16 protein-coding genes are annotated in these 18,207 nt (G+C 33.4%); 14 read left to right on the plus strand and 2 right to left on the minus strand.

Features of this window, described 5'->3' with window-relative positions; all coding sequences use genetic code 11:
- Nucleotides 1-149: 149 nt before the first annotated feature.
- A complete protein-coding gene (locus ERX46_RS02875) occupies nucleotides 150-614 on the minus strand; it encodes a hypothetical protein (protein ID WP_130092321.1) in 465 nt (154 codons plus the stop codon).
- A gap of 499 nt (nucleotides 615-1,113) precedes the next feature.
- On the opposite strand from ERX46_RS02875, the gene ERX46_RS02880 reads away from it, so the two are divergent.
- Nucleotides 1,114-1,449 carry a four-helix bundle copper-binding protein gene (locus tag ERX46_RS02880; protein ID WP_130092322.1) on the plus strand — a complete coding sequence of 112 codons (336 nt, stop codon included), beginning with the start codon at nucleotides 1,114-1,116 and terminating at the stop codon, nucleotides 1,447-1,449.
- A 63-nt stretch (nucleotides 1,450-1,512) separates the two neighbouring features.
- Nucleotides 1,513-2,109, plus strand: a complete 597-nt coding sequence (locus ERX46_RS02885; protein ID WP_130092323.1) for a hypothetical protein — start codon at nucleotides 1,513-1,515, stop codon at nucleotides 2,107-2,109.
- 126 nt (nucleotides 2,110-2,235) lie between these two features.
- On the opposite strand, the gene ERX46_RS02890 is transcribed toward ERX46_RS02885, so the two are convergent.
- A complete protein-coding gene (locus ERX46_RS02890) occupies nucleotides 2,236-3,759 on the minus strand; it encodes a GH3 family domain-containing protein (protein ID WP_130092324.1) in 1,524 nt (507 codons plus the stop codon).
- A 310-nt stretch (nucleotides 3,760-4,069) separates the two neighbouring features.
- Between ERX46_RS02890 and ERX46_RS02895 the strand changes: the two genes are divergently transcribed.
- The 12 genes from ERX46_RS02895 (at nucleotide 4,070) to ERX46_RS02950 (ending at nucleotide 18,096) form a co-directional block, all read left to right on the plus strand.
- Entirely contained in the window at nucleotides 4,070-5,092 is a 1,023-nt protein-coding gene (locus ERX46_RS02895; RefSeq protein WP_130092325.1) for an AAA family ATPase, read from the plus strand.
- 12 nt (nucleotides 5,093-5,104) lie between these two features.
- Nucleotides 5,105-5,977, plus strand: a complete 873-nt coding sequence (locus ERX46_RS02900) for a DUF58 domain-containing protein (RefSeq protein ID WP_130092326.1) — start codon at nucleotides 5,105-5,107, stop codon at nucleotides 5,975-5,977.
- 26 nt (nucleotides 5,978-6,003) lie between these two features.
- Nucleotides 6,004-6,921, plus strand: coding sequence for a hypothetical protein (locus ERX46_RS02905; protein WP_130092327.1), 918 nt, complete (start codon nucleotides 6,004-6,006; stop codon nucleotides 6,919-6,921).
- Nucleotide 6,922: 1 nt separating this feature from the next.
- Nucleotides 6,923-7,945, plus strand: coding sequence for a vWA domain-containing protein (locus tag ERX46_RS02910; protein ID WP_207214104.1), 1,023 nt, complete (start codon nucleotides 6,923-6,925; stop codon nucleotides 7,943-7,945).
- On the plus strand, nucleotides 7,938-9,101 hold the full coding sequence (locus ERX46_RS02915) for a VWA domain-containing protein (RefSeq protein ID WP_130092329.1): 1,164 nt from the start codon (nucleotides 7,938-7,940) through the stop codon (nucleotides 9,099-9,101). Before ERX46_RS02910 ends, ERX46_RS02915 begins: the two co-directional genes overlap by 8 nt.
- Entirely contained in the window at nucleotides 9,091-9,846 is a 756-nt protein-coding gene (locus ERX46_RS02920) for a tetratricopeptide repeat protein (RefSeq protein WP_130092330.1), read from the plus strand. The genes ERX46_RS02915 and ERX46_RS02920 overlap by 11 nt, the downstream gene beginning before the upstream one ends.
- A complete protein-coding gene (locus ERX46_RS02925; RefSeq protein ID WP_130092331.1) occupies nucleotides 9,840-11,564 on the plus strand; it encodes a BatD family protein in 1,725 nt (574 codons plus the stop codon). Before ERX46_RS02920 ends, ERX46_RS02925 begins: the two co-directional genes overlap by 7 nt.
- Nucleotides 11,561-12,301 carry a hypothetical protein gene (locus tag ERX46_RS02930; RefSeq protein WP_130092332.1) on the plus strand — a complete coding sequence of 247 codons (741 nt, stop codon included), beginning with the start codon at nucleotides 11,561-11,563 and terminating at the stop codon, nucleotides 12,299-12,301. Before ERX46_RS02925 ends, ERX46_RS02930 begins: the two co-directional genes overlap by 4 nt.
- A gap of 409 nt (nucleotides 12,302-12,710) precedes the next feature.
- Entirely contained in the window at nucleotides 12,711-13,049 is a 339-nt protein-coding gene (locus tag ERX46_RS02935; protein ID WP_130092333.1) for a hypothetical protein, read from the plus strand.
- A 22-nt stretch (nucleotides 13,050-13,071) separates the two neighbouring features.
- Nucleotides 13,072-13,440 carry a hypothetical protein gene (locus tag ERX46_RS02940; protein WP_130092334.1) on the plus strand — a complete coding sequence of 123 codons (369 nt, stop codon included), beginning with the start codon at nucleotides 13,072-13,074 and terminating at the stop codon, nucleotides 13,438-13,440.
- Nucleotides 13,441-13,842: 402 nt separating this feature from the next.
- Nucleotides 13,843-15,126 (plus strand): hypothetical protein, encoded by a 1,284-nt coding sequence (locus ERX46_RS02945; RefSeq protein ID WP_130092335.1) that lies wholly within the window; start codon nucleotides 13,843-13,845, stop codon nucleotides 15,124-15,126.
- 78 nt (nucleotides 15,127-15,204) lie between these two features.
- A complete protein-coding gene (locus tag ERX46_RS02950; RefSeq protein ID WP_130092336.1) occupies nucleotides 15,205-18,096 on the plus strand; it encodes a TonB-dependent receptor in 2,892 nt (963 codons plus the stop codon).
- Nucleotides 18,097-18,207: the final 111 nt, after the last annotated feature.

Genomic DNA, 18,207 nt, shown 5'->3' on the forward strand with positions numbered 1-18,207 from the left:
AAAGGTTTACGAAAGTGTAAATCCTATAAGGTTTGGACGTTTTGAAAGTCCAAAATACACTGCTTTTTAAACAATGTTTAATTTATACCAATTATCACTTCAAATGCTTTGGAGAGAATTAACCACTTCATTCGAATTCTGATTTGGTATTATACAAGAAAAATTGGGGGACCTCTTTGATTTTGATTTTGTTGATCTGGCGGAGAATAATTAGGCGTTGTGTAATCAACAATTTCTTTTGAACTTTCAAATGCTGGGATGAAAAATGCTGGATATTTTAAAACAGCAATTATAGCTAAAGATTTTATATCAGCCACGTGATTGTGAACGTTTGCAAAAAATCCAAACTCACATTTTTCTTTCGGATTATCCACATCATCAAAAATATGCTGTAGGATATTAATCACAGATGTCTCATCGTCATGATCTTCATGTCCTATATGTGCAATTTCTGGACTGGAATTCGAAGAATTATGAAAGTGATTGTTATGAATCGAAACAATATGTTTTTGATGTTCATATTCGCTTTCACAACGCGGCATAAGGTTATTAGTAAGTCCGACCAAATAACCGACAATTAATAAAACCGATATGAACCAACGAATTGCTTTCATTTGACTGCAAAGGTATGAATTTTAAACTATTCTTTTAGTGTTTTGCCTTGGCTAGGGTGTTTTTCATCCTGTTTTTAAATAAGAAATGGAATACTTTATTTAGGATGTTTTTTTTTAAAGAGGTTCCTCGTCGTTTTACTCTGTCGGAATGACAAGGTTTTCGAGTGTTGAGTGGGAAGAAAGTTGCTGAAGCAGAGCTTCAGCAACTTTCTTTCCAAAAATCACAACATGATTTGTCATTCCTCCATTTTATAGAACCAAAGGTTTTATAAAATGGAGGAATCCCTTTTTTTTCAAACTGTTAGTTAGATTATCTCATTAGCAAAAACTGCAATTATCAATTGTCCATTTTTAATTATCAATTATTCCCCACGTTAATAAATATTAAAGGTTCAAGAGAATATTTGCTGCCGAAATAAAAATTATTAATTTAAAGCTAAATCACTTAATCCGATCATTTATAAGCGGATTAGCGTGTTTTAAACTAAAAACTTGTATTATGAAAAATGGAAAATTGATAGCTACATTAGAAGGTTGTATAGTTCATTGTAATCATTGCGCAGACGCATGTTTAGATGAAGACAATATAAAAATGATGGTGGATTGTATTCGAAATGACCGTGTTTGTGTAGAAGTTTGTTCAGCTTTGAAAAATATTTTAGGCACCAGTCATACAAATGTGGACGGATTGGTGAAATATTGTGAGCAAGTTTGTCGAGAATGTGCGGATGAGTGTGCAAAGCATGAATCTCAACATTGTAAAGATTGTGCAGAAGCATGTCGTCAATGTGCAGAAGCTTGTAAAGAATATCTTGCTTATAAACATATATTGTAAGACCGCTTTTTATTATTCACCAATTCTATGTTTTATAAAACGATACTAATATTTTATTTCTTTATGCTCAATTCAACAAACCATGCTCAAATTTCCATTCCTCAATCCATATTAAGTGAAGCAGAAACTGCTTTAAGTTTTTATCCTGAGTTAAAAGAAATTAATCTTGAAATTAGATTCAAAAAGAACATCAAGAAATCGACCATGCAGGCTAGACCTAAAATAGGAAGTTTTTTCAAGAGTAGAAAGAAGAGAGATTATCTCATACTAATTAGTGAAAAATTTAAAATTTCAGATAAAGAATTTTCAACTTTAGATGTTCCAACAGATGTTTTAATTGGTTGGATTGGTCATGAACTCGGACACATCATGGATTATCAAAATAGAAGTAAATTAAACCTTGTTTGGTTTGGACTGAAATATATTTTTTCAGCGAAATCTATAATAGAAGCAGAGCGTTCAGCCGACACATTCGCTGTTGAAAGTGGAATGGAAGATTACATATTAAAAACCAAAGATTTTATATTGAACAATGCTGGAATAACTGCTTCGTATAAGTTGAGAATTCAGAAATTTTACCTTTCTCCTGAAGAGATAATGGAGATTGTGAATGAAAGAGATGAGTCAATTACGAAAGATTCAATTACGAATTACGAATGAAACAATTACGAATTTGTTGAACTACATCAACTTTCTCAAAGTAATTAAAAAAGAGCTACTGCGAGTCTTTGACTATTGGTCCAATTTTTAAATAATTCGTAATTCGTAATTTTTTTTAATTCGTAATTAGCGACTTTTAACGAATTTAGAAAATTCATTAAACTTCTCTTCATTCATTACTTTTTCCAATTTAACCTGTCCACCTTTCTTTTTATTTGCTCCAGACCAATCATAAAATACCGAAGTTGGAATTAATTTAACTTTCAATCCTTTTAAAGCTTTACTTCGGGCAACTTTATAGTTCTTATTTCCTTCTTTAAGGTAGTTGTCAATTGCTTCACTTATTTTTTCACTGTCTAATTCTTCATCAACGCCGATGTACCAAAAGTGATAAAATTCACCATCTTCAGCACGTTTTGCACAAACAGTATATTCTGTGATTTTCGTTGAGAATTCATCCTCTAATTGCTGCATTGCATCATCCATTTTGTTGACTGATAATTGCGATCCAACGGTATTTAAAAAGAATTTTGTTCTTCCCGTAATTTTTATTTCAGCTCTTTCAACATCCGTAAATTCAATGGTGTCGCCAATTTCATATCTCCATGCTCCGCTAACGGTGCTAATAATTAAAACATATTCTTGGTTAAGTTCCACATCTTTCAAACTTATCGAAGGTGCGTTTTCCACCAAAGAACCATCTTGTTGAATATATTGCGCTTCAAAAGGAACGAATTCAAAGTAAATTCCATTGTCGACTAACAATTGCATCGCATCCGTTTCTGGTCGGGTTTGAGATGCGATAAATCCTTCTGATGCAAAATAAGTGTCAATAACTGTTATCGGGTGACCGAGTAAATCATTGAAACTTTTTTCATAAGTTCTAAATGCTACTCCTCCGGAAGTATAAACTTGAAAGTTCGGCCAAATTTCATGGATGTTATTGAGCTTATGATATTCAATTACTTTCTTAATCATCAATTCAATCCAAGTTGGAATACCGCTAATTGCACCAATATCCCAATTTTTTGCATTTTCTGCTATGGCTTGAATTCGAGCTTCCCAATCATCTATTTTTGAAATATCTTCTCCTGGTTTATAATATCCTTTAAACCAAAATGGAATGTTTTTGGTACTTATTCCGCTGATTTCTCCCTCAAGATAGTTTTGGTTTTCCTTCAAATTTGTTGAACTACCTAACATCATGATGTCTTTTTCAAACAAATCTGCTTCAAAATCAAAATTGCTTAATGCAGTGACTTGTCTTATTCCAGCTTGTTTGATTGCGTCCAACATGTCATCGGTAATTGGAATTCGCTTACTTTTTTTTCCTGTAGTTCCAGAACTTAAAGCAAAGAATTTAGGTAATCCAGGCCATGTTACGTTTTCTTCTTCACTGTCATAACGGTGCCACCATTCATCATTTATTTTATTGTAATCAAAATAAGGAATTGACCCTGAAAAAGTTTTTTCTATGTTTTCAGATTTCAGTATTTCTTCAAATTTATAATGTTTACCGAATGCGGTATCTTTAGCTTGATTTAGTAAACTTTTAAGAACCTCTTCTTGGGCTTCTACAGGATTAACTTCACTCGATATAAATCCTTTGAAATCGATAAGTCCTTTTATTATATTTCCAAATACAGGCATAAAATTCTTTGTTGTGTGAGTAGTTAAAAAAAATCTAATTCTATCAAATTTGAAATTCAATGAATTTCCAAATGGAATAAAATATTCAAAAGCTCAAAATTAAAGAAAAATGAAGTTTTCCTAAGTTGTCATATGTTTAAAATTCTTAAATTTTCATTTGAATATTCAAGTTGATTCATTTCTAATGGAAACTTTAAAATACCTTAATTTAATTCCAAACCTTAATGATTTAAGTGCTTAACAATAATTAACACGTTACAGATTGACAGTGGCTTAACAATGAACATCTTTGTAAAACAGAACAAAAATTATGGAAGAAAATACATCATCCTCAATCACACCGGCTGATTCAATTCGTCAGTTGACAGAGAAAATACAAAATGAAACTCCACTTATCGATATGATTAATAGGGAGTTGTCAAGTGTTATTGTTGGTCAAGATAGAATGTTAGAGCGCTTATTAATTGCACTTTTAGCAGATGGTCATATTTTATTAGAAGGAGTTCCCGGATTGGCAAAAACATTAGCAATTAATACCCTTGCCGATGTTGTTGGTGGAGAATTTAGCCGTATTCAATTTACACCAGACTTATTACCTGCAGATGTTACAGGTACACAAATTTACAATCAAAAAACACAAGAATTTTCAGTTACTAAAGGACCAATATTTGCCAATTTTATATTAGCGGATGAGATCAATAGAGCTCCGGCAAAAGTTCAATCTGCTTTGTTGGAAGCGATGCAAGAAAGACAAGTTACAATTGGTGATGAGACATTTAAATTGCCAGTTCCGTTTTTAGTAATGGCAACGCAGAATCCGATTGAACAAGAAGGAACATACCCTTTGCCAGAAGCACAAGTTGACAGATTTATGTTGAAAGTAAGGCTAGATTATCCAACTCCAGAAGAGGAGATGCAGATTTTACGCAGTAATGTGAGAAGAGAAGGTTTGAACAAGGCAAAAGCTGTTGTGAGTCCAAAGGATATTCTTCGCTTGCGTGAGTTAGTACGAGAAGTATATTTGGATGAAAAAATCGAGAAATACATCATCGATATTGTTTTTGCGACAAGAGATCCTGAGAAATATGATTTAACAAATTTAACACCTCTAATTGCTTTTGGAGCTTCTCCACGTGCGAGTATTAATCTTGCTTTGGCAGGAAAAGCAAATGCTTTTTTACAAGGACGCGCTTACGTAATTCCAGAAGATATTCGAAATATAGCCGTTGATGTAATTCAACACAGATTAGGATTGACTTATGAGGCAGAGGCCGAAAATGTAAGTGCCAAAGAAATTGTTGAAAAAGTTTTGGCAAGAGTTGAAGTTCCGTAAAGTATAATCTGAATGGAAACGAAAGAACTACTGAAAAAAGTAAGAGAGATTGAGCTCAAGACGCGTGGACTCACCAAACAGGTGTTTTCAGGAGAATACCATTCCGCTTTTAAAGGAAGAGGTATGACTTTTTCAGAAGTTAAAAACTATCAATTTGGTGATGATGTAAGAAGCATTGATTGGAATGTAACCGCCCGATTCAATGAACCATTTGTAAAAATATTTGAAGAAGAACGAGAGCTTTCAGTTTTTATGGTTTTAGATATTTCGGGATCTAATAATTTTGGAACTCGAACAAGATCAAAAAAAGAATTAATGTTGGAAATAGCTGCCGTTCTTGCTTTTTCAGCAGTTGCTAACAACGATAAAGTTGGAGCAGTATTTATTACTGATGAGGTGGAGAAGTTTATACCACCAAAAAAAGGACGTTCACATGCTTTAATGATTTTAAGAGAATTGATACTTTTTAAACCTAAAAATAAGGGGACTAATTTAAACGAAGGTCTACGCTTCTTTAGAAATGTAGTCAAAAAACGAAGTATTTGCTTTTTAATAAGTGATTTCTATGATGAAAATAACTTTGTTGAAGGTTTGAAAATTGCAAATAGAAAACATGATATGGTCGCCTTACGCATATTTGATCCAGTTGAAAAAGAACTCCCAAATTTAGGATTGATAAAAATGTTTGATGCAGAAAATAATGTTGTGAAATGGGTGAACACAAGTTCTAAGAAAGTGAGAACTCATTATAAAAATCAGTTTATAAAAAGCGAGGAAAATTTGAATGTTCAACTTAGAAAATCAGGAGTTGATTATGCCTCCCTTTCTACTGATGGGAAGTATTTAGCGGAATTAAATAAACTTTTCTTAAAGCGAAGTAGATGATTAAATGGTGCTTAAATATCATTTTTTTGCTGGGAGTTTCATTCTCTTTTGGACAGCAATTGAACATTAGTTTAGACAAAGAAGAAGTTAAAATTGGTGAACCATTTACCTTGACTTATTCTGTGATCAGTACTGTTAAATTAGACAGTATTGTCTATTTTGAATACAACGATATTTTTCCTGGGAAAAACAGTTCAGATATTGAAAAAGAAGGGATTAATGTTACTTATGATATTGAAATTTCAAAAGGATTTTCAGATACAAATTATCAAGACGGAAAAGATTTTATTTGGACAGGAAGCTATGAACTTATCGCTTGGGACAGTGCATTCGTTATTATTCCTCCAGAAATAATTACAATCGAGGACAGTATTTTTATTTTTCCAGCAGGATTAATTCACGTTTTAAGTCCAGAAATTAATGCGACCCAACCTATTTATGATATCAATGAATCATTTACAGAATTACCCAGTAAAAGTGCTTTCTTACAATTTATTAAGCAAAATTGGTTGTGGGTTACAATAGCTTCTGTACTCTTAATAGCAGTTGGGATTTACTTGATTAGAAGGTCCCAAAAAGAGCCGACTCCATTAAGTTTAAGAGAGAAAACACTAGCGCAAATTGATCAATTGGAAAAAAGCAGAGCGTACGAAGTCAATTTGAAAGAATATTATTTTGAGCTTTCTGTGATTTTAAGAAGATTCTTTGCTGATCATTATCAGAGTAGAGTAATGGATAAAACCACCGCAGAAATTGAGGTTATTTTGGCTAAAAATGGCTTAGATAAAGAAATGATTCTTTTAACACGGCAATTGTTGATGCAATCAGATTTAGTGAAGTTCGCTCAATCTGTACCTGAATTGCAAGAAATTCAAAATGTAACTAACAACGCGAGACAAGTGATAAATGAAATTGCAGATTTATACCTGAAAGATGAAAAATAGTATGCTCTTAAATATCAGATTTTGGGAATATGAATTTTTCTCTCCGCATTGGATGTGGTTACTTTTGCTGGTTCCTGTTGTTTTGTTTTTCCGATATTACAAACTAGAAAGAAGTGAAGGTGTTGTTAAATTCTCTCAACCTTTAAGTCAACTTAAAAACATTGCATTCACACCAATAAAATGGGTGATTCTAGGAATTTATGCCTGTTTAGGAATAGGATTGTCTTTATTGATTTTCGCCATGGCATTGCCTGTATTTCCATTCTCAGATGACAATGATAAGCAATACGATAATGGAATAGATATTATGATTTCCATGGATGTTTCTTTAAGTATGTTGGCAACAGATTTTTTGCCAAATCGATTGGAAGCTGCGAAAGAAGTTGCTAAGGAGTTTGTCGATGGACGAAGCTCTGACAGAATTGGGTTCGTGGTTTTTGAAGGAGAAGCTTACACCGCCTGTCCACCAACTAGGAATTACGATTATCTAAAACAAACTATTGATGAAATACAATCTGGTAAAATGGAGCCAGGAACAGCAATCGGAACTGGATTAGGAACCGCAGTCGCAAGATTAAGAAACGATACCGTAACATCAAAAGTGATAATACTTTTGACCGATGGCGATTCAAATCGTGGTGAATTATCTCCTTTGTCGGCCGCTGAATTAGCGAAGAATAAAGGCATCACAGTCTACACAATTGGAGTGGGTAAAAAAGGAATTGTAAAAATGCCAATTAATACTCCTTTTGGTCAGATTTATAGAGAGACACAAGTTAATATTGATGAAGGTTTGTTAGAAAAAATAGCCACCTCAACTGGAGGAGCTTATTTTAGAGCAACGGATAAAAATTCATTAAGAACAATTTACGATACAATTGACAAAATGGAAACGCGAAAAATGGTCAACAATACCATTAAAAGAGAGCCACCTTATCGTCCAGATTACTTCCTTATTTATGGTTTGATTTTAATTTTTGTCGGTTTTGTCGCAGAACAATTATTGCTAAAGAAAAATGCCTAAAAGAAAATTGACATATACTTATCGTTTGCCATTCTTTACCGGATTTGTGCTAGGTTTTGAATTCATGTTTTGGATTATTATGTGGCAATTAATGTCGATTTTTGGTGTCTTTTCACCTGAATCATCAGCAGAGATATTGTCATTTCTTCATCCGAAATTCGCATGGTTATTTGTGTTGTTGCCAATTTTAATGATCGTTTTCTTTTACCAGTTATTCAAGCGCAATCAATTGGTTAACAATATTGGAAGTATTAATACGCTTCATACATTCTTAAAACCCGTTGCTACACGTAAAGTTTTCTGGCGATATTTCTTGATTAGAAATGCTGTGGTTTTTATCATTTTCGCTTTAATGCAGCCTGCTTTAGGTACTAAAAATGTGCAAGGACAATCCAATGGCATAGAATTGATTTTCGCTGTAGATATTTCTAATTCCATGAATACCCGAGATATTCAAGGTGGGGAAACCCGCTTAGAAGTTGCCAAAAGAGCAATGAACCAATTGGTTAATCAGTCGGCAGCAGCGCGTGTAGGATTATTGGTTTTTGCAGGAAGTGCTTATCCTCAACTTCCACTTACTGCGGATAAAGAAGCTGCTAAAATGTATATCGATGAACTAAATACAAGTTTTATTTCAAATCAAGGAACGAATGTCGCTGCGGCTTTGAAGGAGTCTAGTCGCTTTTTCTCCAAGCAAAGAACAAAGAAAGTTTTGATTCTTATAACTGATGGAGAAGATCATGAAGGTGGACTTAAAGAAGCTTATAAAGCTATAAAAAATAAAAATATTGAAGTCTTAATTCTAGGGATTGGAACAGAAAAAGGAGGAATTGTACCAAGAGATGAGTCGCCAAATTCAGTTTCTTTAAAAGATGAATTGGGCAGATCTGTAATTTCAAAAGTGAATTTAACAATGCTGGAAGAAATAGCTAACAATCTAAATGGAGATGTGATTTTGTCAAACGAATCTTTTCCGAATGTTTCTAAATTTTTAACTCAAATTAACAGCAAATCAAGTGATAACCTAGTAAATTTGGACTTCAAAGTAAAAGAGAATAGGTACCAATGGCCTTTATCAATTGCGATTTTATCGATTCTTCTTTTATTTATAGGGGAATCAATTCCCAAACCAAAGAATAATTCAAATGATGCGTAGCGTTTTATTCATAACTGTAACTTTCTGCATGACAGGGTTCGTAACTGGACAGTCATGGGGAGATTCTTTGCGTATTGGTAAAAAATATTATCAAGAAAAACAGTTTGATAAAGCCTATAAAACATTGTTAGAAGCTCAAAAATTAGCACCAAGCACAATCGATTTATCACAAGATATTGGAAATGCAGCCTATAGAAATGAAGATTTTGAAATGGCAGAAAAAGCATTTCGTGCCGCAGCTACTAAGGACAATGACGAAAGCAAAAATGCCCAAAATTGGCACAATGTAGGCAATAGCCAAATGAAAGCTAAAAACTACCCAGCTGCAATTGAAAGCTATAAACAGTCTTTGCGTAAGAATCCAACAGATGAAAGAACACGTTACAATTTGGCGGAAGCTCAAAGAAGATTAAAAATTCAAGAGGAACAAGAGCAGCAACAAAACCAAGATCAACAAAGTCAAGACGATCAAGATAATAATAACCAGCAGGAGAAGAGTGATCAACAAGATAAAAATAATCAGTCTGAAGGAGACGAAAACAAAAATCAGCAACAAAAACCGACTGAACAGGGTGGATCTCCAAATGAGAATGCCAATTCGGAACCTGAATCTAAATTGTCTGATCGAAAAACAGAGCGTATTCTTGAGGATTTATTGAAACAAGAAATGCAAACTAAAAAGAAAGTTAGAGGAATGGAATCGGGTAAAAATCAAGAGCAAATTAAATCTGGGAAAAGATGGTAAGGCTAATGTTCTTATATATCGTCCTATTTTTTGCAGTTGGCTTTTCTTTTGGTCAAAATGCAATTGTTGAATTAGAAATTAATCCAAAAACTGTTGAAAAAGGACAATCTATTTCTGTGACTATAAAAACAAATGTAGATGGTCAGACGGACATGAATTTACCCGACGAATTTATCCAATCTGGAGCTGTTCAATCGGGAATGTCATCTTCAATCGTTTCTATTAATGGGAAACAACAAGCTGTAAGTTTCAAATATCAAGCTTTTACAGGTTATTTCGAAAAAGCAGGTTCTTATGTTATTGGTCCAGTTATAATAAAAACGAGAAATGGCGAAATACAATCAGAACCGCAAACGGTTAGGGTGATAAAACGTCAAAATATGATCAGCGAAGATCCTGGGAAGAACATGCATCAGATGATTTTTGGGATCATTGAGCAGTCCAAAAAGGAGCTCTACGAAGGTGAACCTTTAGTTTTAGAAGGAAAAGTATATTCACAAGTTGATGTTTTGCAAGTAGAAGGGTTTAATCCATTTGTTTTTGGTGGTCCATCTGATAATCATGTGTTGGCAATAGCAAACCCAAATCAAACGAATAGTTCTTATGATGTTATTAATGGAAAAAATATCCAAACCTTCAAAATAGGTAAGATGGTGATTTTTCCAGAAAAAATAGGAACATACAAGATAAAGCCTTTTCAATCTGTTTTGTTGTATAATGACCCACGCACAAATTATCCGGAGCGCGTAAAAATCGTTTCGAATGAAACAACTGTTGTAATAAAACCACTTCCCGAGGGAATGCCAAAACATTTTATTGGTGCTGTTGGACAGTTTGGAATTACAGCTAAATTTTCAAATACAAATTTAGATCAAGGTAAGGTTGTAGAATTAAAGGTGAAAGTTCAAGGAAATGGAAATCTTCATAATATTGAAAAACCTAAGATTTATTTACCAAGCGGATTGGTATTCTATGGCGATGCAGAGATTGTTGATTCTATTAGCTATTCAACAAGAGGATCGGAGGGAAGTAAAACATTTACCTACTTTATTCAAGTGAATCGTCCAGGAAACATTCAAATTAATCCGATTAAGATTGCTTATTTTAATCCGAAAACGGCGAAATACGAAACTGCTCAATGTAAGGTAGAAACCCTTCGTGTTATCTCTAACGGTGAAGAAGTGAAAGAAATTCCAAAACCTCAAAAAGAAGAAGTTAGAACACCTACAATGCAGCCTTATATCACAGATAAAATTGGTGTAGATCGTTCGTCTAGTCCTCTATTGAATGGTTGGCAAGGAGCAGCTCTTATATTTTCACCATTAATGTTAGGCTTGTTTTTAGGCCTTGGAGTTCGCATTAAAAAACAAAAAGAAGATGCTTCTAATTTCAAGAAATCATCCACGCAACATAGAGTTGATGCTTTGTTAGGTATTTATAAATTAAGAGAAGAAAATAACAATACTGATAAACTAGGAGAGCTTACACGCTTATTGATTCGTTTTTTAGCACGTGAATTTAAAGTAGACAATGGAGAAATTACTAGGGTATTTTTAAAAGCAAAGGTTCCTGATGAAATTTCCGAGGAATTATTTGAAAAAATGGTTTTCGTATTTAATGATTTAGACTCGAAAAAATATGGAGGAAGTATTGATAATTCAGATGTTTCGCATTTAAAAGATGAGGTTGAGTACATCGTAAAATCATTTGAAGAATGAGGTTAGTTTTACTTTTTATAGTTTTGTTTACTATTTCCTTTAATAGTAAAGCTGAGGATTCATTATTTAATAGTGGACTTGATGAAATAATGCAAAATGATTTTAAAAAGGCACAAAGTGAATTTTTAGATGACATAAAAAAGCAGCCATCGTTTTCATCTTATTATAATTTAGGAGTAGCTTCAGGAAGTTTGGAAGAATGGAGTAAAGCGAAATGGGCATTTGAATCTTCGTTAAAATATAAACCATTAAACGGAGATGCTCAATTTAATGCGAAGTTCGCAACTAATAAATTGAGTCAGAATAACATGTGGACACATCCATATCCATGGTTGGAGCGTGTGGTTTTAGGATTTGGAGCAACTACTTGGACAATTTTTGTATGTATTTCTTCAATCTTTCTCGGATTGCTTATTTTTAATATCGTTTCAAGACGAAAATCTAAATTTAAGAAATGGTGCTTGCGTTTAATTTCACCGGCTATACTACTTTTTGTAGTTTCCTTTTATGGAATTTATTCCATCAATAAACATTACAATATAGAACGTTATGGAATCATGAAATCCCCTAAAACTCATTTTTATATTTCTCCGAATGGCGTGCAAATTAAAGATGAAATTGATGCTGGAAGTAGATTGAGATTGATGAAGTATTTCAAGGACAGCACTTGGGTTCAAGTTAAGTCTAAAGGCAATAATTATTTATGGATTGAGAGTAAGGATTTGTTTACTTACTAGGAGTTAGTTTTAAAATCATTTATTGATTTTTATGGTTAATTGCCTTTCTTATATTTAGCCTAAAAATAGAAACTGAATAATCAGACTTATGAGAGTTTTCATCATTTTAATATTCATATCCACTTTGTCAAAAGTATTTGGACAGTCAGACTTAACAGTTCTTCTGAAAAATGTTCAAACTATAAACTTGCCCTTCACAACAGAGCAGGGAAAGAATAAAGAAAGAGAGAAAAAGAAAATTCTTGAGTCCTCTGACAGTTTATTTATCATGTAAAAACTGAATAGTAAGCTCCCAAAGAAAATAAATCCATACGGAAATTCACCTTTTGGACAAATTGATTGTCAAGACGCATCAAATTGCGACAAGCTCGAAAACCTAAAAGAAATTTCAATTTTATGGTTCCTTAAAGTGAGTGAAAACAATTTCTTATTATACTTAGAATTTGAAAAAGACGGACAATTCGGATTGGTGTTTGGCGCTTTATTGAGTATGAATGAAAACGGTGAGCTAGTTGACTGGTTCTTCTCTGATGGAAGTGCAAATAGTGGAAATCCCAATGGTAATGTAAGTAGAGATTTCACAATTCAAAAGGACACAACCATTCTTATTGAAGAAGCTTCTTGGGGTAACAATACAATTTCCTATGGGTTTAATGCAGAATTTAAAATAGCTAAGAATTACGATGATAGTTATAGTGATCATTTACATGGTGAGTTTGAACTGAAGAGTTTGAGTATTAAATACTAAAACAAAAATAAATACCATCAATATGCAATTGCCATATAAATTCAAACACTATTTTAAGAGCGTATATCTTTTGGCGTTAGGCATTGTTTTTCTTTTGACATCTTGTTTCTATTCAGGTCAATACAATGCCACTTATAAGGTTCAGAATGTAAAGACGAATGAAAGCGTTCAAGAACTTTCGATTGAGTTTATTAATCAATTGGCAGATAAGAATTCATTAAGTTCAGATCAAAAATTCAACGGAATTGATACCCTAGGTTTTCATGGTTCGCCTTACCATTCCTTTAAATTCTGGTTTGAAATAGAAGATTCCAACACAATTGTAAAATTAGATTATTGGGGTAATTTTGGAAGTAGAAAAGAGCAGCCTTACAAAGACTTTTTTAATTAACTTAATGAGTTTATGGAAATAAACTTTATTGTGATTAAAAAAGACATCAAAGAAGTGAATAATTTGAAAGGCAAAAAGTAATAATCCATAAAATTTAAATAGCACATTCCTTTTGGGAGTAATTCTTTTTTGATAGATTGTTGTCAAGATTCATTGTTTTATTGTAATATATTGATATTCAAGCATCCCTTGTTTTGTTTTTTCGTTCCTTTTTCTATATCTACAACAATATTGAACATTTATTTCTAGTTTGAAAAGAGTTTAATCTTCTTCATCTAGCCAATTATAATTACCTCCATCGCCTCATCCCTTAACATTGATTTAATATACCTTTAATTTTCCCTTAAAAAGAAAAGAGATTTTCATCCGCACCTTTGTTCTAAATAATTAAAGAACTTAAAAATGAAAATTAGAAAATTAAAAGTTGGCGGATTAATGGTCATTGCGACACTGACATTTGCCACTGCATCTTGTAAAAAAGAAGGATGTACAGATGAAACAGCAATCAATTTCAGCGAAAAGGCTAAAAAAGATGATGGTTCATGCAAATACGAAGAAGTTGTAAGTGATGGTTCTACGGTAATGGTTTCTCAAAATGTTACCAAAAACACTACTTGGACAAATGATAAAGTGTATGTTTTGAATACAAGAGTAACTGTTGTTTCAGGAGCAACATTAACAATTGAAGCAGGAACAATCATAAAGGGTGAAGTTGGGACAGGACCAAACGCAACAGCATTAATTATCGCTAGAGGTGGAAAATTAATGGCAATAGGAACATCAACTTCTCCAATTATCTTTACAACGATAGCAGACGAAATTAAACCAGGTCAAATTGATAGTCCAAACATGAGCGCTGGATTAGATGGACTTTGGGGAGGAGTAATCGTTTTAGGTAACGCACCAATTTCTGCAGATAATCCTTCAGTTCAAATAGAAGGAATTCCACCATCAGACCAAAATGGTTTATACGGAGGTTCAGATGCAACAGATAATTCAGGAATTTTAAAATACATTTCTATTCGTCACGGAGGTGCTAATATCGGTGAAGGAAACGAAATCAACGGTTTGACACTCGGTGGTGTTGGAAATGGAACAATCATTGAAAATATTGAAGTGGTTTCTAACCAAGATGACGGTGTTGAATGGTTCGGAGGATCAGTTAACGTGCGAAATGTAATTGTTTGGAATGCTGGAGATGATGCTTTAGATACCGACCAGTCTTGGAGTGGAACATTAGACAACTTCATTGTTATTGCAGGAGAAAGTACAGATCACGCATTAGAAATTGACGGACCAGAAGGTTCATTCCTTGCTGCACATACATTGAAAAACGGATCTATTAAAGGAGCAGCTAATTCAGAATTAGGAGATTTTAGAGATGGAGCAAGAGGAACGTTTGAGAATATTTACTTCTTTGGATTCCCAAATCCAGCAACTGATGGAAGAGGAGATTTATCTTTGAGTGGTCAACCTTCAATGGATAATTTCGCAAGTGGAATGCTAAACTTTTCAAATATTCAAGTAACACTTCCAAGCGGAGTTATGTTAACTGATGTATTCAAAAATGGAACTGATGTTCATGCAACAAATGTTTCTGAAGGAGCTAACACTGTTGGTGCAGATGTAACTCCATTTTTAGGATGGACACTTTCAGATAAACGCGGAGAATTAACAAATTTCTAAATCAATATAAAACTAAAACAACCTAAGAGCTAATGCTTTTGGGATTGTTTTATTTATTGCTTTTAAATAATGACTTTTATGAAATTACATTTAATATATTTCACATTTCTTTTTATCGGATTATCAACTGTTGGATTTTCTCAACAAGGATTTATTAACGGAGTAATTGATGACGAAATAACGGGCGAGAAACTTCCAGGTGTTCGGGTAATGGTGAAGAATCATAAAATCGGAGCTTATTCTGATCTGGATGGAGGTTTTGATATTTCATTGCCGTCAGGAACTTATGATTTACAAGTAACATACATGGGTTACGATACCTTGACTGTGAGTGAAGTAGTCGTGAAATCAAATGAAACTACAGGCTTAGCTGTTCTTAAAATTAAATCACAAGTGAGTGATTTTGAAGAAGTAGTTATTTCTGCAAATCGTAAAACGAATACTGAAAATGCGATTCTATCCTTAAAGCAGAAGTCAACCAATATGATTGATGGAATGTCTTCTGCTAAATTTCGTAAAACTGGTGATTCTGATGCGGGTTCAGCAATGAGAAGAATTCCAGGGGTTTCTTTAAGCGATGGGAAATATATTTTTATTCGCGGAATAGGGGACAGATACAGTAAAACATTATTGAACGGATTAGAAGTTCCAGGTTTAGATCCTGACCGAAATACAGTTCAAATGGATATTTTCCCGACTAAAATTATTGATAATATTGTTGTGTATAAATCTGCTTCAGCCGACTTACCAGCAGATTTCGCAGGAGGTTTAATTGATATCACATTAAATAGTGCAGCTACAGAAAGTACTCGTAGTATTTCAATGAGTACCGCATTCAATCCAAATTATCATTTTAAAAGTAATTATTTAACCTACGAAAAAAGCGGAGCAGATGTTATGGCTTTGGGAAAAGATTCTCGTGCTATTCCTGCAGAAAATAATATTCCATTTTTCGCAGAAACTATCGCTGATCCAAATGGTGCAAAAGCCAAACGTTACAAACAAATCTTAGGTTCATTTGACCCTCAACTGGCAGCAATGGAATCAAGTTCTATGATGGATATTGGAATAGATGTAAATGTTGGAGATTTATTTAAGAAAAAAGGATATACAATAGGGTATAACTTCAATGTCTCTTATAAAAATGAAACTCAGTTTTTTGAAGATGCTTTATTCTCAAGATATGGTTTGTCAAATGACAGAAATGAGAACAAATTAGAATTGAGAGAACTTCAGAAAGGAAATTATGGTGAAAATAATGTTTTATTGAGCGGAATGTTTGGCTTAACCTTAAATACCAAAAGATCTAAATACAATTTCAATCTTTTGCATTTACAAAATGGAACATCAACTGCAGGAATTTTTGATTATGACAAAACAGATCAAGGGGCAGTTTTTTCTGGATTTCAACACAATCTAGAATATGCACAACGTTCATTATCGAATGTAATTATTTCTGGAAGTCATAAATTTACAGGAAGTGACTGGTCACTAGATTGGGCTTCGTCAACTTCTTTGTCTTCTATTGATAATCCTGATATTCGTTTTACGAGATACGAAGAAAGAAGTGATGGAAGTTTTAATATAGGAACAGAATCAGGATTTCCAGAAAGAATCTGGCGAGAATTAAATGAGATCAATACTTCTGCAAAAGTTGATTTATCAAAGAAAATAAAGCTTTTTGGAAATGAAGGCCAGTTTAAATTTGGAGCAGTTCAGAATTACAAAAAGCGTGATTTTAAAATCCGTTCATTTCAAATTAATGTAAGGAATGTAGAATTAACTGGAGATCCAAACGAGCTTTTTGCAGAAGAAAACTTATGGCCTTATAATGGTGATATTTCAAAAGGAACTACATTTGAAACGCCATTTATTCCAGTTAATCCAAATCAATTTGAATCTTCTGTATTGTCAACTGGAGTTTATGGTTTAACAGAAATTTCTCCTGTTGATCGTTTAAAAATTGTTTTAGGATTAAGAACAGAATTGTATAGTCAGAAATATACTGGAAGAGATCAATTGGGGACAAATGTTTTGAATAATGATGTGGTTTTAGAAGAATTAGGCTTTTTTCCTTCAATGAATGTTGTGTATGCTGTTTCTGAAAAGCAAAACATCCGCATGTCTTATGGAAGAACAACAGCAAGACCATCATTTAAAGAATTGTCCTATTCTGAAATCTTAGATCCAATTACCGGAAGAACTTTTATTGGTGGATTATTTAGAGATGCCAATGATGTTTTAGGAGTTGAATACTGGGATGGTAATTTAGTAAGTACATCAATTCATAATTTTGATTTACGTTGGGAAATGTTCCACGGAAGAGGACAAACTTTCTCCATCAGTGGATTCTATAAAATGTTTAATAATCCAATAGAAGTTGTTCAATTCGCTACTCAAGCGGGAGCTTTTCAACCAAGAAACGTTGGAAACGGAACAGTTTTAGGATTAGAACTTGAGGCACGACAATCATTAGATTTTATAGCTAAAAAGCTAAGTAATTTTAATTTAGCAATGAATGTGACTTTAACGCAATCTCAAATTGAATTAAGCGCAACAGAATACGAATCGAGAGTTACGAATGCCAGATCAGGACAAGAAATTAGTGAGTTCAGAGATATGGCAGGTCAAGCACCTTGGATTATCAACGGAGGAATTGAATACAAAGGAAATCGAGGTTTTGGAAAGAATCTAGCAGCTGGAGTTTACTACAATGTGCAAGGAGAAACCTTATTGTTTTCTGGAATTGCAGACCGACCAGATATTTACACTGTTCCTTTTCATGGAGTAAACATGAACGTTTCGAAGAGTTTTGGGAAGAAAGATCAGTTTAATGCTGGAATTATGCTAAAAAACATCACAAATGCTAAAAAAGAAGCTGTTTTTAAATCCTATGAAGCAGAAGACCAATATTTCTTCTCTATTCGTCAAGGAACGACGGTGAGTTTGAAAATGAGTTATAATTTTTAATGCCTCTTTTCCCTCTTTTGCGCCTACGCAAAAGCCTCTGCACTGGTACGGACGATTTGTAAATCGTCCATGCTGGTGCTGAGGGAAATATCAAAATAACTGCATATAAAA

This window comes from Brumimicrobium glaciale (genome assembly GCF_004152935.1).
Lineage (GTDB): Bacteria > Bacteroidota > Bacteroidia > Flavobacteriales_D > Crocinitomicaceae > Brumimicrobium > Brumimicrobium glaciale.

Bases quoted from the DNA above. Each gene is read 5' to 3' on its own strand.
- ERX46_RS02910 (WP_207214104.1), top strand. From the start codon at position 6,923: ATGCTCTTAAATATCAGATTTTGGGAATATGAATTTTTCTCTCCGCAT.
- ERX46_RS02915 (WP_130092329.1), top strand. From the start codon at position 7,938: ATGCCTAAAAGAAAATTGACATATACTTATCGTTTGCCATTCTTTACC.
- ERX46_RS02880 (WP_130092322.1), top strand. From the start codon at position 1,114: ATGAAAAATGGAAAATTGATAGCTACATTAGAAGGTTGTATAGTTCAT.
- ERX46_RS02940 (WP_130092334.1), top strand. From the start codon at position 13,072: ATGCAATTGCCATATAAATTCAAACACTATTTTAAGAGCGTATATCTT.
- ERX46_RS02925 (WP_130092331.1), top strand. From the start codon at position 9,840: ATGGTAAGGCTAATGTTCTTATATATCGTCCTATTTTTTGCAGTTGGC.
- ERX46_RS02945 (WP_130092335.1), top strand. From the start codon at position 13,843: ATGAAAATTAGAAAATTAAAAGTTGGCGGATTAATGGTCATTGCGACA.
- ERX46_RS02885 (WP_130092323.1), top strand. From the start codon at position 1,513: ATGCTCAATTCAACAAACCATGCTCAAATTTCCATTCCTCAATCCATA.
- ERX46_RS02895 (WP_130092325.1), top strand. From the start codon at position 4,070: ATGGAAGAAAATACATCATCCTCAATCACACCGGCTGATTCAATTCGT.
- ERX46_RS02900 (WP_130092326.1), top strand. From the start codon at position 5,105: ATGGAAACGAAAGAACTACTGAAAAAAGTAAGAGAGATTGAGCTCAAG.
- ERX46_RS02950 (WP_130092336.1), top strand. From the start codon at position 15,205: ATGAAATTACATTTAATATATTTCACATTTCTTTTTATCGGATTATCA.
- ERX46_RS02930 (WP_130092332.1), top strand. From the start codon at position 11,561: ATGAGGTTAGTTTTACTTTTTATAGTTTTGTTTACTATTTCCTTTAAT.
- ERX46_RS02875 (WP_130092321.1), bottom strand. From the start codon at position 614: ATGAAAGCAATTCGTTGGTTCATATCGGTTTTATTAATTGTCGGTTAT.
- ERX46_RS02890 (WP_130092324.1), bottom strand. From the start codon at position 3,759: ATGCCTGTATTTGGAAATATAATAAAAGGACTTATCGATTTCAAAGGA.
- ERX46_RS02920 (WP_130092330.1), top strand. From the start codon at position 9,091: ATGATGCGTAGCGTTTTATTCATAACTGTAACTTTCTGCATGACAGGG.